Origin of the sequence: Qipengyuania nanhaisediminis, from assembly GCF_045862805.1 — a bacterium.
GTDB lineage: Bacteria > Pseudomonadota > Alphaproteobacteria > Sphingomonadales > Sphingomonadaceae > Erythrobacter > Erythrobacter nanhaisediminis_A.
In genome coordinates this window covers 1510636-1525870 of record NZ_AP025760.1, presented here as the reverse complement: position 1 = coordinate 1525870, position 15235 = coordinate 1510636, and the positions used below count along the sequence as shown (strand labels likewise).

At 64.0% G+C, this 15235-nt stretch carries 14 protein-coding genes; 8 read left to right on the top strand and 6 right to left on the bottom strand.

Features of this window, described 5'->3' with window-relative positions; translation table 11 throughout:
* Positions 1-10: 10 nt before the first annotated feature.
* Together dprA and plsY are read right to left on the bottom strand one after the other, a co-directional pair.
* On the bottom strand, positions 11-1141 hold the full coding sequence (gene dprA, locus ACKTSM_RS07335) for a DNA-processing protein DprA (RefSeq protein WP_407874006.1): 1131 nt from the start codon (positions 1139-1141) through the stop codon (positions 11-13).
* Between the two features lie 16 nt (positions 1142-1157).
* Entirely contained in the window at positions 1158-1817 is a 660-nt protein-coding gene (plsY, locus tag ACKTSM_RS07330; RefSeq protein ID WP_407874005.1) for a glycerol-3-phosphate 1-O-acyltransferase PlsY, read from the bottom strand.
* A 136-nt stretch (positions 1818-1953) separates the two neighbouring features.
* Here plsY and ACKTSM_RS07325 point away from each other — a divergent pair, with 136 nt between their 5' ends.
* From ACKTSM_RS07325 to ACKTSM_RS07300, 6 genes are all read left to right on the top strand, one after another.
* On the top strand, positions 1954-3321 hold the full coding sequence (locus tag ACKTSM_RS07325; protein ID WP_407874004.1) for a hypothetical protein: 1368 nt from the start codon (positions 1954-1956) through the stop codon (positions 3319-3321).
* On the top strand, positions 3311-4639 hold the full coding sequence (gene murD, locus ACKTSM_RS07320) for a UDP-N-acetylmuramoyl-L-alanine--D-glutamate ligase (RefSeq protein WP_407874003.1): 1329 nt from the start codon (positions 3311-3313) through the stop codon (positions 4637-4639). The genes ACKTSM_RS07325 and murD overlap by 11 nt, the downstream gene beginning before the upstream one ends.
* A gap of 173 nt (positions 4640-4812) precedes the next feature.
* Positions 4813-6033, top strand: coding sequence for a 5-aminolevulinate synthase (gene hemA, locus ACKTSM_RS07315; RefSeq protein ID WP_407874002.1), 1221 nt, complete (start codon positions 4813-4815; stop codon positions 6031-6033).
* A 51-nt stretch (positions 6034-6084) separates the two neighbouring features.
* Positions 6085-7287, top strand: a complete 1203-nt coding sequence (locus tag ACKTSM_RS07310) for an endonuclease/exonuclease/phosphatase family protein (protein WP_407874001.1) — start codon at positions 6085-6087, stop codon at positions 7285-7287.
* Between the two features lie 81 nt (positions 7288-7368).
* Positions 7369-8061 (top strand): nitroreductase, encoded by a 693-nt coding sequence (locus ACKTSM_RS07305; RefSeq protein ID WP_407874000.1) that lies wholly within the window; start codon positions 7369-7371, stop codon positions 8059-8061.
* 89 nt (positions 8062-8150) lie between these two features.
* Entirely contained in the window at positions 8151-8390 is a 240-nt protein-coding gene (locus ACKTSM_RS07300) for a hypothetical protein (protein ID WP_407873999.1), read from the top strand.
* A gap of 21 nt (positions 8391-8411) precedes the next feature.
* On the opposite strand, the gene ACKTSM_RS07295 is transcribed toward ACKTSM_RS07300, so the two are convergent.
* Together ACKTSM_RS07295 and ACKTSM_RS07290 are read right to left on the bottom strand one after the other, a co-directional pair.
* The gene (locus ACKTSM_RS07295) at positions 8412-9632 is read right to left on the bottom strand and encodes a type III PLP-dependent enzyme (protein WP_407873998.1); all 1221 of its coding nucleotides are present in this window, start codon (positions 9630-9632) and stop codon (positions 8412-8414) included.
* Between the two features lie 207 nt (positions 9633-9839).
* Entirely contained in the window at positions 9840-10415 is a 576-nt protein-coding gene (locus ACKTSM_RS07290; protein WP_407873997.1) for a LemA family protein, read from the bottom strand.
* A 95-nt stretch (positions 10416-10510) separates the two neighbouring features.
* Between ACKTSM_RS07290 and ACKTSM_RS07285 the strand changes: the two genes are divergently transcribed.
* A complete protein-coding gene (locus ACKTSM_RS07285) occupies positions 10511-11560 on the top strand; it encodes a DUF3137 domain-containing protein (RefSeq protein ID WP_407873996.1) in 1050 nt (349 codons plus the stop codon).
* A 4-nt stretch (positions 11561-11564) separates the two neighbouring features.
* Here ACKTSM_RS07285 and ACKTSM_RS07280 read toward each other — a convergent pair whose 3' ends face one another.
* Entirely contained in the window at positions 11565-12755 is a 1191-nt protein-coding gene (locus ACKTSM_RS07280) for a carboxynorspermidine decarboxylase (protein WP_407873995.1), read from the bottom strand.
* A 14-nt stretch (positions 12756-12769) separates the two neighbouring features.
* Positions 12770-13981, bottom strand: coding sequence for a saccharopine dehydrogenase family protein (locus tag ACKTSM_RS07275; RefSeq protein ID WP_407876334.1), 1212 nt, complete (start codon positions 13979-13981; stop codon positions 12770-12772).
* A 250-nt stretch (positions 13982-14231) separates the two neighbouring features.
* Here ACKTSM_RS07275 and ACKTSM_RS07270 point away from each other — a divergent pair, with 250 nt between their 5' ends.
* The gene (locus ACKTSM_RS07270; protein ID WP_407873994.1) at positions 14232-15215 is read left to right on the top strand and encodes a threonine/serine dehydratase; all 984 of its coding nucleotides are present in this window, start codon (positions 14232-14234) and stop codon (positions 15213-15215) included.
* The last annotated feature ends 20 nt before the right edge of the window (positions 15216-15235 follow it).

Here is a 15235-nt window from a genome sequence, read left to right as displayed (position 1 = left end):
GTCTCGTCATTCAGCTTGGTCCGGTCCGGCTCACCGCGCCACCCGGATGCCGTTCGATATCCCCCGCCAGTTCGAGTTCGAGCAAGGCGAGATGAACCGCCGCCGCGCTCGCGCCCGATTGGCGGATCAGCTCGTCCACCGCGACCGGTGCGGTCGTCAGCAGCCCCGCGACCGCTTGAGCGCCCTCGGCAGGATCGGCATGTTCGAGCTCGCTGTAGTCGAACCCGTCCGCGCTTTCGCTGACGCGATAGGCCGAACGCGGCGCGCCGGTGAAACTTTCGAGCAGTTCGATCACGTCGCCCGGCTCGCTGACCAGCACCGCGCCTTCGCGGATTAGCTGGTTGCAGCCTTGCGAACGGGTGTCGAGCGGAGAGCCGGGGATCGCCATGACTTCGCGCCCGGCCTCGCCTGCCAGCCGCGCGGTGATGAGCGAGCCGGACTTTGGCGCTGCCTCGACCACCACCGTCCCGCTTGCCAGCCCGGCGATAATGCGGTTGCGGCTGGGGAAATGGCGTCCGCGCGGCTCGGTGCCCGGTGGCTGCTCGGCGATCAGCAGCCCCTCGCTCGCCACCTGTTCCTGCAAATCGGCGTGCTGGGGCGGATAGGCGATGTCGATCCCGCTGGCGATCACCCCGATAGTGGCTGGCATCGCGCCATCGTGCGCCGCCCCGTCGATCCCGCGCGCAAGGCCACTCGCCACCGCGTAACCCGCGTCTGTGAGCGCGGCGGCAAATTCGCGCGCAAGCCTGGTCGCCGCAGCAGAGGCGTTGCGCGCTCCCACCATCGCGACACAGGGCTGCGAGGCAAGCGCGATGCGCCCGCGAATGGTGAGGATCGGCGGTGCGCTCTCGATAGCCCGAAGGAGCTCGGGATATTCGTCCTGGTCATCGAAAAGATAGCGTGCGCCGTGACGGCGAACCTCGTCAACCTCGCGCTCGATCGCATCGCGCGGGGCGGGACGGTAAGCGCGCTTGCCGCGCGAGGCGAGTCCGGGGAGCGCCTCGATCGCGGCGGTCGCCGTGCCGAAGCGGGCGATCAGCTGGCGATAGCTGACCGGCCCGACATTGGGCGAGCGCAGCAGCCGGATGCGTGCAAAGGCTTCCGCTTGGCTCAGGCTTGGCTGCGACCCCTGCCCCTCCATCAGGTCCGCATTCTCGTCATTCCTTGGAACCGACCTTGGGTTCGGTGCCTTGCATGAGCCGGGCGATATTGGCGCGGTGGAGCCAGATGATCAGCAGCGCGATGAGCGCCAGCACCGGAACGAAAGCCGCATAGCCGAAAACGCCTGCCGCGATTGCCGCCGCGACGACCGCGCTCATCCCCGCGAGCGAACTGATCCGGAAGATCGCCAGCATCGCAATCCATATCAGCGCGTAAGCGAGGCCGATGGGCCATCCCAGCCCGAATGACACGCCCGCATTGGTCGCAACGCCCTTGCCGCCCTTGAACTTCAGCCAGACCGGGAAGCAATGGCCGAGCACCGCGCCGAGCGCCGCGGCCGCTTCGGGCGAGGCGTAGATCGGCCAGCCAGATGCCGAAGGATCGAGGGCGCGCAAGTGCTGGCCTGCATCGAGCGACCCCCAGATCGCGCCCGCCAGAAGGACCGGCACGAGGCCCTTGAACAGATCGAGCAGGAGCGTCGCGGCGGCAAGCGCCTTGTTGCCGGTGCGAAGCACATTGGTCGCGCCGATATTGCCGCTGCCGATCTTGCGCACATCGCCCAGCCCCGCCGCCTTCGTCAAAAGCAGGCCGAAAGGGATCGACCCGATCGCATAGCCAAGGGCGAGTGCCAACAATACGGAGACGGGATCGAACATGAACAAGTCTCTGACAAAACTTGGAGCCAAGGTCTAGACGCTTCGCGCTGGCCTGCCATATGTCAACCGCGCTCGAGGCGGAGCGACACCGTCCCCGCCGGCAATCTGGATTGCTTCACCCGCTACGATGTCCGACATGTCCCACCCTGCCCCGAACGACCCCGGCGATGCGCCCGGTTCGTTCCGGTTTGGCGGTTTCACTCTCGCGCCCGAGGCCGGGACGTTCGCACTGCATTACGGTTTTGAAGACGGGCCGCAATTCACCGAACAGCTCGATTTTCACGCGCGCTTCGATCAGTTGAGCGCAGAACGGCTAAACGCGATCGAGAGCGCGGCTCATTTGTTGAGCGCGCTTGCGGGCGTGAGCTACTACAAGCTGTTCGCAAGCAGGACGCTTGATCTTGGCCCGCTCGAACTTTCCGATGAAGCGCGCGGCTTCATCGCCGATACCTACCGCGCAGGACTGGCCGAATTCGCCCATCGCGCAGGGCTATCGCTCAAGGACCGGCTGAACTTCACCGGCGGCGAGCAGCGACCGGGCAAGGACGCTGCCGACACCGGCCTGACCGAGGCGAAATCGCTGGTGCTGATCGGCGGGGGAAAGGATTCGCTGGTCAGCCTCGCGGCAATGCAGGCGGCGAACGAGGATTTCGCCCTGTTCGCGGTCAATCCGCGCGGGCCGATGGTCAATGCCGCAAAGGTGGCCGATATCCCGCTGCTGCGCGTCACCCGCAAGCTCGATCCCGGCCTGTTCGAATGGAACGAGCGGCCCGGCACCTATAACGGCCATGTCCCGATCACCGCCATTGTCAGCATGATCGCGGTGATCGCCGCTTTGATCCACGGATATGGCAATGTGATCCTGTCGAACGAGCGTTCGGCCGACGAGCCGAACCTGATCGGCCAAGACGGCGCGGTGAACCACCAATATTCCAAGAGCACCGCGTTCGAGCGCGACTTCGCCCGCACGATCGCGCGCGATGTCGAACCGAGACTTGCCTATTTCTCGCTGCTGCGCCCGTTGTCGGAGCCGCATATCGCCCGGCTGTTCGCGCGGCGCGACGATTTCGACCGCGTCTTTACCAGCTGCAACCGCGCCTTCGCCCTGCGCGACCGCCCCGATGCCTTGTGGTGCGGCGATTGTGCCAAATGCCGCTTCACCTTCCTGCTGATGGCGCCCGCAATGGACAAGGACCGCTTGCTGGCCATCTTCCCCGGCAATTTGCTCGACGATCCGGCCCAGGAAAGCGGCTTTCGCGACCTGATGGGGATCGGCCTTCACAAGCCGTGGGATTGCGTCGGCGAAGAGCGCGAAAGCGCGCTCACACTCGCTCTCCTGGCGCGCGATCCCGCGTGGCGCGAGGCTGCGATCGTGCGCAAGCTCGCAGGCGAACTGGCGATTGGCGATGATGATCTCGAGCGCGGGATTGCCGGGCTTCTGAAACCTGGCGCCGCGCCGCTCCCACCGCGTTTCGCCGATCTGATAGCCGATTATGCCGGCTAAGGTCGAACGGATCGGGATCTGGGGCCTGGGCCGCGACGGCGAGGCGGCGACGCTTTACCTGCGCAAGGCGCGTCCCGATGCGGCGATCACCCTGCTGTCCGACAATCCGGACGAGCAAAGGCCGGCAAGCTGCCGCGACCTGCCGCTCGTCACCGGCGAGGCCGCGCGCGAGGCGATTGCGGGCGGGCAGTTCGGACTTGTCGTGAAAAGTCCCGGAGTGCCCATCATCAGGCCCGAAATCGCTGCCGGCAAGGCGAATGAAACGGTCTTCACCTCCGGAACCAATCTGTGGTTCGAAGCGCGCTCGCCCGCCCGCACCGTCGCGGTGACCGGGACCAAGGGCAAGAGCACCACCAGCCTGCTCATCCATCACATCGCGCTTGCCGCGGGCGCGGACACGCAATTGCTCGGCAATGGCGGGGTTCCCGCGCTCGCCCAGGAGCCGGGCGGCGACCTCACCGTGCTCGAACTGTCGTCGTATCAGTGCGCCGACCTTTCGCACGGTCCCGATTTCGCGGTGTTCACCAACCTGTTTCCCGAGCATGTGCCCTGGCACGGCACGGTCGAGGATTATTACGCCGCCAAGCTTCGGCTCGCATCGCTCGACGAAAAGACGCGCGTTTTCGCCAATGCCCGTGACCCGCGCCTGCGCGATCGGCTCGGCGATCACCCGCGCACCTGCTGGTTCAACGGCGATGACGGCTATGCAGAGATTGACGGCCAACTCCACCATGCGGGCCGCCCGGTCGCGGTCACCGGCTCGCTCCCGCGCGGCAGCCACAATATCGGGAACCTCGCCGCCGCGGCCAGCGTGGCTGGCGCCATGGGGCTGATCGACGATCCGCTGGCGATTGACCTGGGCGATTACGGCGATCTGCCGCACCGGCTCGAGGTTATCGCGTGCGCGCGCGGTATCACCGCGATTGACGATTCGATCTCGACCATACCCGAGGCTACGCTTGCCGCGCTGGCGCTCTATCCAGATCGCAGGGTCCACGCGATCCTGGGCGGAAGCGATCGCGGACAGGATTATTCCGCCCTCGCCAAGGCCATCGGCGATCGCGGCGAAGTGTTCGCTTTTTTGCTGCCCGATACCGGTGCGCGGATCGGCGAGGCGCTTTCCCAGTTCGCGCCCGAAACCCCCGCTTGCCCGTGCTCCGACCTTGCCGAGGCGATGGAGCGGATCGCCGGGGAAGCGCGCGACGGTGATGTCGTGCTGCTCTCTCCTGCCGCGCCCAGCCACAGCCAGTTCGCCAATTTCGAGGAGCGCGGTCGGCTGTTCCAGGCTTTGTGCGACAGGCATTTCGGTTGCAAATAACTGCAAACGGTTCGCAAAGATCGCGGTGGCAATGCGCCCGTCGCTCGCTTAAAGATGGGCGCGATCACAGGGCCATAGGGGTTGTATGGTCTGCGAACTTGCAATTTCGGATGTCAAGGACCCGATCAAACGGGCCGTCCGAGCGGACCAGAGCGTGAGCCCAAACCGAACCAATGAATTACGACCACATCTTCGACCAGGCGATTGACCGCTTGCATGAGGAAGGGCGTTACCGCGTCTTCATCGACATCCTGCGCAACAAGGGCGCCTATCCCAATGCGCGCTGTTTCCACGGCCATAACGGGCCCAAGCCGATCACCGTGTGGTGTTCGAACGATTACCTTTGCATGGGCCAGCACGATGTCGTGATCGGCGCGATGGAAGAGGCGCTGCACGATGTCGGCGCAGGTTCTGGCGGCACCCGCAACATCGGCGGCAACACCCACCTGCATGTCGAACTCGAACGCGAACTGGCCGAACTCCACGGCAAGGAAGGCGCGCTGCTGTTCACCAGCGGCTATGTCTCGAACGACGCGACGCTTTCCACCCTGGCCAAGCTGCTGCCCGGCTGCGTGATCTTTTCCGACGAACTGAACCATGCGAGCATGATCGCAGGCATCCGCAATTCGGGCTGCGAGAAACGCGTCTTCCGCCACAACGACATGGCGCATCTCGAGGAATTGCTCGCTGCCGAGGATCACGAGACGCCCAAGGTCATCGCCTTCGAAAGCGTCTATTCGATGGACGGCGACATCGCCCCGATCCACGCGATCTGCGACCTCGCCGACAAGTACAACGCGCTGACCTATATCGACGAGGTTCACGCGGTCGGCATGTATGGCGAACATGGCGGCGGCATTTCCGAACGCGACGATGCCGCTGACCGGATCGACATCATCGAAGGCACCCTGGGCAAGGCGTTCGGGGTGATGGGCGGCTATATCGCGGCCGACAAGCGCGTGATCGATTGCATTCGCTCCTATGCGCCCGGCTTCATATTCACCACTTCGCTTTCGCCGGTGCTGGTCGCAGGCGTGCTCGCCTCGGTGAGGCATCTCAAGAATTCCAATGTCGAGCGCAACGCCCAGCAGGGCGCGGCCGCCATGCTCAAGCTCAAGTTCGCAGAAGCCGGCTTGCCGGTGATGGACAGCGTCACCCATATCGTCCCGCTGATGGTGGGCGACCCGGTGCGCGCGAAGAAGATCAGCGACATCCTGCTCGCCGAATACGGCGTCTATGTGCAGCCGATCAATTTCCCCACCGTACCGCGCGGCACCGAACGCCTGCGCTTCACTCCCGGCCCGATGCACACCGAGGCGATGATGGACGATCTCACCGCTGCCCTGGTCGAGATCTGGGACCGGCTCGACATGGAACTTGCCAAGGCAGCTTGAGCGTAGCTCGCAAATCCCCCAGACTTGCCGCGGGCAGATGGGGGATGAACGATGGCCAAGATACACCGCGTACGCTGGGGTTTCAGGACCGATGCCGAACACCGGCGCTTCGTCGCCGAACGGCTGAAGGCGCTCAAGACCGGGCTCAAGGCCGAAATCCACGACACCACGAACGAACGCAGCCTCAGGCTGGCGACGTGGAACATCATGCATTTCGGGAATTCGGGCACCTATGACCGCACGGTCGAATCGATGCTCTACATCGCCGAGATCATCGACCATTTCGATCTCGTCGCGGTACAGGAGGTCAATCGCAACCTGTCCAAACTCAACGAGCTGGTCGACAAGTATCTTGGCGATGAATGGGAATATGTCGTCTCCGATACCTCGGGCAAGCCGACCGGAGAGGGCCGCACCGATGATGGCAACAACGAACGGCTCGCCTTCCTGTTTCGAAAGCGCAAGGTCCGCTTTTGCAAGGAGGTGGGCGAGATCGTTCTGCCGCGCGGGAGCGGGATCGAGGTCAAGAACGATCAGGGCACGGTCGAAGAGGTGCAGTTCGCGCGCACGCCCTTTGCGGTGACATTCCGGTCGGGCTGGCTCGAATTCAAGCTCGTCACCGTCCACATCCTCTACGGCTCATCGAGCAATTCTTCCGCCAAGATGGCGCGGCGCAAGGACGAGATCGGCGCGATCGCGCGGTTCCTTGCCGATCGCCAGGAATGGGAGCGCGACCAGGGTGTCGCGATCGCGAGGGAAGAAGGCTGGGTCAAGCCCGAGGAAGGGGGGTGGAACGCCAATTACATGCTGCTGGGCGATTTCAACATCGTCTCGCCCGAACACGAGACCATGCAGCGCCTGAGCGAAAACGGCTTCGAAAGCGCGACCGGACACACCACCGATCTCGGCGACAAGCATCATTACGACCAGATCGCGGTCAAGGCTGCCAACCCGCATTTCAAGGTCTTGCGCTCGGGCGCTTTTGATATGCTCGCCCATGTCTATCGCGACCAGGATGCAGACCATTACCTCGCCGTCGCCCGGCGCGCGCAGGAGCGGGGCGAGACCCGCGACACCATCCTCAAGCTGATCGATGACGAGCGCGACGATGCCGGGGCAAAAGCCTATTTCAAGCGGTTCTATCGCCGCATGCAGCTTTCCGATCACAAGCTGCTGTGGTGCGAGGTCGAGACCGATTACGCCGGGGAATATCTCGATGCGGTGATCGCAGACAGCATGGGGCCTGCCGCCTGAAGCCGCCGCTTCCCTAGCGTATTTTGCGCCCGCGCATGGCTGCGCTAGTCCTTGCGCGAAACAGCCAAGGACAAACGACAGATGGGCGGCAATCCCGATCAGAAATACGATGAAGTGGTGCTCTCGCGCCGGTCGATACGCAGCTATCTCGACAAGCCAGTGCCGCGCGCGCTGATCGCCGAAGTGCTCGCGCTCGCCATGCGTTCGCCCTCCTCGATGAACACCCAGCCCTATCACTTCCACGTGATCACCGGCGAACCGCTCGATCGGATCCGCAAGGGCAATACCGAGCGCATACTCGCAGGCGAACCCGACAGCCGCGAATTCCGGCGCGGCGAACCCTTTGCCGGCAAGCACCGCGATCGGCAGGTCGGCTGCGCGGTACAATTGTTCGAGGCAATGGGTATCGAGCGCGGCGACAAGGAAAAACGCCAGGACTGGGTGCTGCGCGGTTTTCGCCAGTTCGACGCGCCGGTCTGCGTGATCGTCACCTATGACCGCGAATTGTCGGGAAGCGACGACACCCCCTTCGATTGCGGCGCGGTGACCACTGCGCTGGTCAATGCGGCGTGGTCGCGCGGGCTGGGCTGCGTCATCAATTCCCAAGGCATCATGCAAAGCCCGGTAGTGCGCGAACATGCCCGGATCCCCGACGACCAGGTGATCATGAAGGCGGTTGCGATGGGTTGGCCCGACCCCGATTTTCCCGCCAACCCGGTCAAGATTACGCGCCGCTCGGTCGATGAGGCGGCGCGTTTCATCGGCTTCGGCTGAAGGCCGCCGCCACCGGCAGATCCTGCGCGCGCTTGCCGACAGGCCCCATCGAGGCGTATCGTGCCGGGACTCGATGAAAGGAGCCGGATATGACGGGGCCGATGAATTGGGACGCACACTGCACCTTGCACCGCGCCGATGACGGTGGCGGATTGCTCGACGGGCTCAAGGGCATACGCCGCGGATCGCTCGCGCAGCTGGTGAGGCAGATCATGATGATGCCGCGCGAAAGACGCCGCGAATTCGAGATCGAGAAATCGGGCGACCACCGCCTGAATTACTGGGAAATCGCGGCCATCTCGCGAAGAGGCGACTTTCCGTTTCCGTGATTTTGGCAGCTGTGCTGACGCCTAGCGCAAGCTCACCACATTGTCGGCCTCGGGGCGCACGCGGCTGCCGTCGAACAGGCTCATCATCGGCTCGTCGGTGACGGTCACCACCTCGGCCTCGCCGAAACCGTTGAAGCCTGTCTTCATCGCCGCACCATAGGCGCCGAGCATGCCGATCTCGATATAGTCGCCGGCCTGGATGTCGCCGGGCAGCGGGAACGGGCCCGCCATGTAATCGGCATCGTCGCAGGTCGGACCGTAGAACGCGAAATCCTCGCTCGCATCGCGCAGGTCATCTTCGAGCGCGCGCACCGGGAAACGCCAGCCGACATGGGCGGCATCGTAGAGCGCGCCATAGGCACCGTCATTGATATAGAGCTCGTCCGAACGGCGGCGCTCGACCCTGACGATCATGCTCGAATATTCGGCACACAGCGCGCGGCCCGGCTCGCACCACAATTCGGCATTGTAGGCGACGGGAAGCGCGTAGAAATGCTGGTGGATGATCTGGAAGTAATCCTCGAGCGGGGGCGGTTCCATGCCCGGATAGATGCTCGGAAAACCGCCGCCGACATCGATCATGTCGATCACGACGCTCGCTTCGGCGATCGCTGCGCGGGTGCGGTCGAGCGCCTGGACATAGGCGAACGGGCTCATCGCCTGGCTGCCGACATGGAAGCACACGCCGAGCCAGTCGCAATGCTGGCGCGATTGCTGGAGCAGGCCGGGCGCCTCGAGCAGGTCGCAGCCGAACTTGGAAGCAAGGCTGAGCTCGGAATATTCGCTGCTGACGCGGATCCGCACGCACAGGCGCAAATCCCGCGCCGGTTCGCCGGTCTCGGGGTCGCGGCAGGCATCGACGATCTTTTCCAGTTCCTCGGCGCTGTCGAGGCTGAAGGTCTTGACGCCGTGCTGGTGATAGGCCTCGCGGATCGCGCCGCGGGTCTTGATCGGGTGCATGAAGCACAGCACCGCTTCGGGCAGGAGCGCGCGCACCAGCCGCACCTCGGCGATCGAGGCAACGTCGTAATGGGTGACGCCCGCATCCCACAGCACTTCGATCAGGTCGGGCGCGGGATTGGCCTTGACCGCATAAAGCACCTTGCCGGGGAAGGATTCGACGAAGAACTTCGCCGCGCGCCGGGCAGCGTGCGGGCGATTGAGAATGACGGGATCGTCAGGCTGGAGCGCGCGGGCTACTGCGCGCGCGTCGGCAAAACTGGCTTCGCTCTGGCTGTGCAATGCAAGGGACCCCCTAATGGTTCAGTGTTCGACCAAACGGTTACGAGCCTGCCTTGCGGTCATGTCCCTTGGGGCAGAGGAAGCGCGCATATAGTCTTGCCGCGCGAATTCGCAAACAAAATCGCACGCGAAAACGCGCGCCGCCTGGTGGTCTATCCTACCAAGCGGCGCGCGCGGTTATTGTTCCGGTCTGGCCTGGATCGGCGGTCAGGAAAATCCGACCTGCGGCACCTGGTCGACCGTACCGCGCTCGCTGTCGTCGAGCGTGTTGAAATCGGCCTCGCGGAAACCGAGAAGTCCGGCAAACAGCACTGCGGGGAAGCTCTCGCGCGCGGTGTTGAAGCGCGACACGGCGGCATTGAGCGCGCGGCGTGCGGCGGCGAGCTTGTCCTCGATATCGGCAAGTTCGCGCTGCAATTCCTGGAAATTGGCCGATGCCTTGAGGTCGGGATAGGCCTCGCCCAGCGCCAGCAGCTTGTCGAGCGCGATCCTCAGGCCCTGCTCGCTCGCGCTGTCGGGCGATCCGCTCGCAGCAGCATTGCGGGCGTTGATCACCGCCTCGAGCGTCTGGCTTTCATGCCCGGCATAGCCTTTGACGGTCTCGACGAGATTGGGGATGAGATCGTGGCGCTGGCGCAATTGCGCATCGATATCGGCGCGCCCCTGGTTGACGTTCTGGCGCAGTCCGACGAGCCGGTTGTAAATGCCGATCAACAGCAGCACGCCGCCCACGACGAGGACCAGCAAGGCCGACGTCCAGAACCATCCGAATATTTCGACCACTTGGCCCCTCCGTTCGCAATTCGATCAACCAATTCCTAACATGCAATGGTTAAGGATGCGCTAGGCGAAGGCCTCGAGCGGGAGACGGGACGATCATGCGCGCAGATGTGCAGGGCTTGTTGCAAGGCGAACTGGGCGGCTGGCTGGCCCAGCAACAGGCCATGCGCGACGAAGCCAGGGCCAAGGCGCACAATCGCTGGTTCTACGGCGCGATCGCGCTTCTGCCCGCACTCGCCTTTCTGTGGTTTCTCCCCTTTTCGCTCGGCGATACGAAGTTCTACATTTCCGCGCTCGCCATGGCCGCTGTGGCCGGCTGGGGATACAAGCCGATTTCCGAGGCGAAGAAGCGGGTGAAGATCGGGATCAATTCGGCGATCGCCTCCGATCTTGGCATCACCTACACCCACGATTGCGCGCCGGGCGAGGAATACCGGTTGTGCAAGACCTATGGCCTTGTCCCCTCGCATCACCGCGACAGCTTCGAGGATCGCTGGTTCGGCACGCTCGAGGGCCACGAATTCAACCTCTACGAAGCGCATCTCGAGGAACGCCGCGGATCGGGCAAGAACCGCCGCTGGGTCACGGTCTTTCGCGGCGCGATCATCACCATGGAATTCGGCCGCCGGTTCCACTCGACCACGCTGCTCCAGCGCGCGGGCAAGCACAAGAAATGGTTCGGGCTCGGCGGGCGCAAGGACCATGTCAGCTTCTCCGGGCACCGGCTCGATTGCGTCGACCAGGTCCATCCCGATTTCGACGGCGTCTTCGAGGTCTGGAGCGACGACCAGGTCGAGGCGCGCGTGCTCATCCACCCTTCCTATGTCGAACACCTGCTGGTGCTCGAAAAGGCGTTCAATGGCGAGGCCGTGCGCGCCCTGTTTCGCGGGCAATCGGTGGTGATCGCGATCGAGAGCGGCGACATGTTCGAAAGCGGCTCGATGAAGGCGGAGGAAGACGCCGCGCGCGTGGCCGAGGCGGCCGAGCAATTCGCCGCAATGGCAAGCCTTGCGACCGCGATCAACCAGTGCGAGCGCGGCCGCGTCCTCGCCGAAGAAGCCGACAATGCCGCCCCGCCCCCGATCAGCGATGACGCGCGCGAAAACGTGCCGCGCAGGGCGGCAGGCTTCGGTCGCAAGGGCCTTTGAGCGCCTAGCTCAACCGGTCGCGGAAGGTCTCGTAATCAAACCGGCGCACGCATTCGAGCGCGTCGGTCTCGCTGTCCCACAACCAGATGCCCGGCAGAGGCACGCCGTTGAAGGTGTTGGTCTTGACCATCGAATAATGCGCCTGGTCGAGGAAGGCGAAGCGCGCGCCCGGTTCCGCCGGCACCGGCAGGCGATAGTCGCCGATCACGTCGCCTGCGAGGCAGGACGGACCGCCAAGCCGGATCGGGATGGTGTCATCGTCAAGCTCGCCGAGCATGGCGGGACGATAGGGCGCCTCGATCACGTCGGGCATGTGGCAGGTGGCCGAGACATCGGTGATACCCACCGGCACTTCGTTGAAGCCGGTATCGAGCAGCGTCCCGACCAGTATGCCCGCGTCGAGAGCGACCGCCTCGCCCGGTTCGATGATGATTCGCGCGCCCGTATCCTCGGCCGCATCGCGCAGGAATTCCACCAGTTCCCGGCGCTCGTAATCGGCGCGGGTGATGTGGTGCCCGCCGCCCATATTGATCCATTTCAATTGCCCGAACCACGGTTCGATCGCGTCGAAAACGCGGTCCCATGTCTGGCGCAAGGGCTCGAATGTCTGCTCGCACAGATTGTGGAAGTGGATGCCTTCGACCCCTTCCATATGCTCCTCGGTCAATTGATCGATCGGAAAGCCGAGCCGCGAGCCGGGCGAGGACGGATCGTAACGCGGCACCTCTCCGGTCGCGACCATCGGGTTGATCCGCAAGCCTGCCGAAACGTCGCCGCCGGTCACCGATGCCGCATCGAGGATCAGCGCGGCGCGTTTCATCTGAGTCGGCGAATTGAAGATCACGTGGTCGGAAAGCCGGCAAATCTCTTCCAGGTCCTCGGGCTTGAAGGCGGGCGAATAGGTCGCGATCTCGCCGTCATAGAACTCGCTCGCCAGCCGAGCTTCCCACAGCCCGCTCGCGCAAACCCCGTCGAGATATTCGCCAATCAGCGGCGCGACCGACCACATCGAGAACGCCTTCAGAGCGGCGAACACCTTGATGTCCGCCCCATCGCTCGCCGCCTCGTCGCGGACCTGTGCAAGCACCTGGCAATTGGCGCGCAATTTGGCGGCGTCGATGACGAAAGCGGGACTGTCGACGCGCGACAGGTCGAAATCGGCAAAGGCGCCCGGATCGCCGGCTTTCGTTTCCATTCCCCTCGCGCCCCTTAGAAGTCCACCGGCCCGTCGAGTTCCTTCACGTTCCACGGCAGGCCGTGTTCGCCAAGCATCTCCATGAAGGGATCGGGGTCCATCTCTTCCATGTTGAAGACACCGTCGCCTTCCCACTTGCCGGTGACCATCATGGCGCTTCCGATCATGGCGGGAACGCCCGTGGTGTAGCTAACCGCCTGATTGCCGGTTTCCTCATAGGCGGCCTCGTGGCTGCAGATGTTGTTGATGTAGAACGTCTTTTCGCCCGACCCGTCAATTGCCTCGCCGGTTGCGATCACGCCGATATTGGTGTTGCCCTTGGTCGTCTCGCCGAGCGTTTCGGGCTTGGGCAGCACGGCTGCGAGGAATTGCAGCGGGATGATTTCCTTGCCCTGATAGCGGATCGGCTCGATCCCGGTCATGCCGACATTCTGGAGCACAGTGAGGTGCTTGATGTATTCATCGCCAAAGGTCATCCAGAACCGCGCGCGTTCAAGCTCGGGGTTGAACTTGGCAAGGCTTTCGAGCTCCTCGTGATACATGAGATAGGCGTTCTTCTTGCCCACCGCCTCGAAATCGAACTCGGTCTTGACCTGCATCGCTGGGGTTTCCACCCACTCGCCGTTTTCCCAGTGGCGCGCGGGCGCGGTGACTTCGCGGATGTTGATTTCGGGGTTGAAATTGGTCGCGAAGGCCTGGCCGTGATCGCCGCCATTGCAGTCGAGAATGTCGAGCTGGCGAATGGTCTTGAGCTTGTGCTTCTTGAGCCACATGGTGAAAACGCTGGTCACGCCGGGGTCGAAGCCCGAACCCAAGAGCGCCATCAGCCCGGCCTCCTTGAAGCGGTCGTGATAGGCCCATTGCCACTTGTATTCGAACTTTGCCTCGTCCTTGGGCTCGTAATTGGCGGTGTCGAGGTAATCGACGCCCGCTTCGAGGCAGGCATCCATGATCGGCAGGTCCTGGTAAGGCAGCGCGAGATTGACGACGAGCGAAGGGTTCACCTTGCGGATGAGGTTGACCATGGCAGGCACTTCCTCGGCATCGATCTCGTAGGTCGCGACATCCTCGCCGGTGCGTTCCTTCACGCTTTTCGCAATCGCATCGCATTTCGATTTCGTGCGGCTGGCAAGGTGGATCTCGGAAAAGATTTCCGCGTTCATCGCCATCTTGTGGACGCAGACGCTGCTCACGCCCCCTGCCCCGATCACCAGCACTTTCGACATAGTCTTCACCTTTGCATTTTCGATTCTTGCGCGTGTCCCTAGTCGAATGATCGGGGAGCCTCAATCGATCCGGGATTTCCTACGCGCGCCGCCTCGCCTATCGCATCGGCCATGACGATCTGCCGCCTCATACCCCGCGCCGTGCCGCGCCCGACCGGTTCCCCGTATCAGGGCCGGGCGTGCGAAGGGCGCGGTTTTTTTGGCCCTGGACAGTGTTCCATGTGTTCCACCCATTCAGGAAACCAAGCCATTGACTGAACAATCGGCCACGCACCGCAATCCCAGCCGCGACGGGGTTGTCGCCGCTGCCAGGGCCATCGCGGAGATTCTGCCGCCCACCCCCCTGCTGCCGGTCGAGATCGGCGGCGTTACGGTCCATGTAAAGGCCGAGAACCTGCAACCGATCGGCGCTTTCAAGATCAGGGGCGGATGGTGGCGACTGGTGAACCTGTCCGAACAGGAACGCGCGGCGGGCGTGGTCGCGGTATCATCGGGCAACCACGCGCAAGGGGTGGCATGGGCCGCGCGGCGGCTAGGCATCGCAGCGACCATCGTGATGCCGCACGACGCTCCGCAGGTGAAGCTCGACAATACCCGCGCGCTCGGCGCCGAGGTCGTGCCCTACCAGCGCCCTGGCGAGGATCGCGACGAGGTAGCTGCCGGACTGATCGCCGAGAATGGCGGCACTCTGGTCCACGCTTTCGGCGACCCCTGGGTGATCGAGGGACAGGGCAGCGCCGGGATCGAGATCGCCGCCCAGCTCGGCCGCGAACCCTCGCGGATCGTGGCCTGCTGCGGCGGCGGGGGCTTGTCCGCAGGACTGGCGCTCGCCTGCCCCGCCTCGGCCATCCATCTCGTCGAGCCAGAGGGCTGGGACATGGTGGGACAGGCGATTTCGCAAGGACGGCTGGTGAGCGTCGCCGACCCCGCGCCGGCGACCATCTGCGATGCGCTCCAGCCCAATGTGACCAAGCGGATCAATCTGGATTTACTCCGAGGCCGCGCAGAGCCCGGCGTGACCGTGAGCGATGACGAGGTGCGCGATGCGCAGCGTTGGGCCTTTGCGAACATGCGGCTCGTCATCGAGCCGGGTGGTGCGGCAGCGCTCGCCGCAGCCCTCGCGGGCAAGGTGCCGCTCGACGAAGGCAGCGTGATCATGGTGACAGGCGGCAATGCCGATCCGGCCGCCTTTGCCGCGACCATCGCCGGGGAAGCGTGCGCCACGCGCGTTTGACAAGAGCGGCGCGCTCTTAC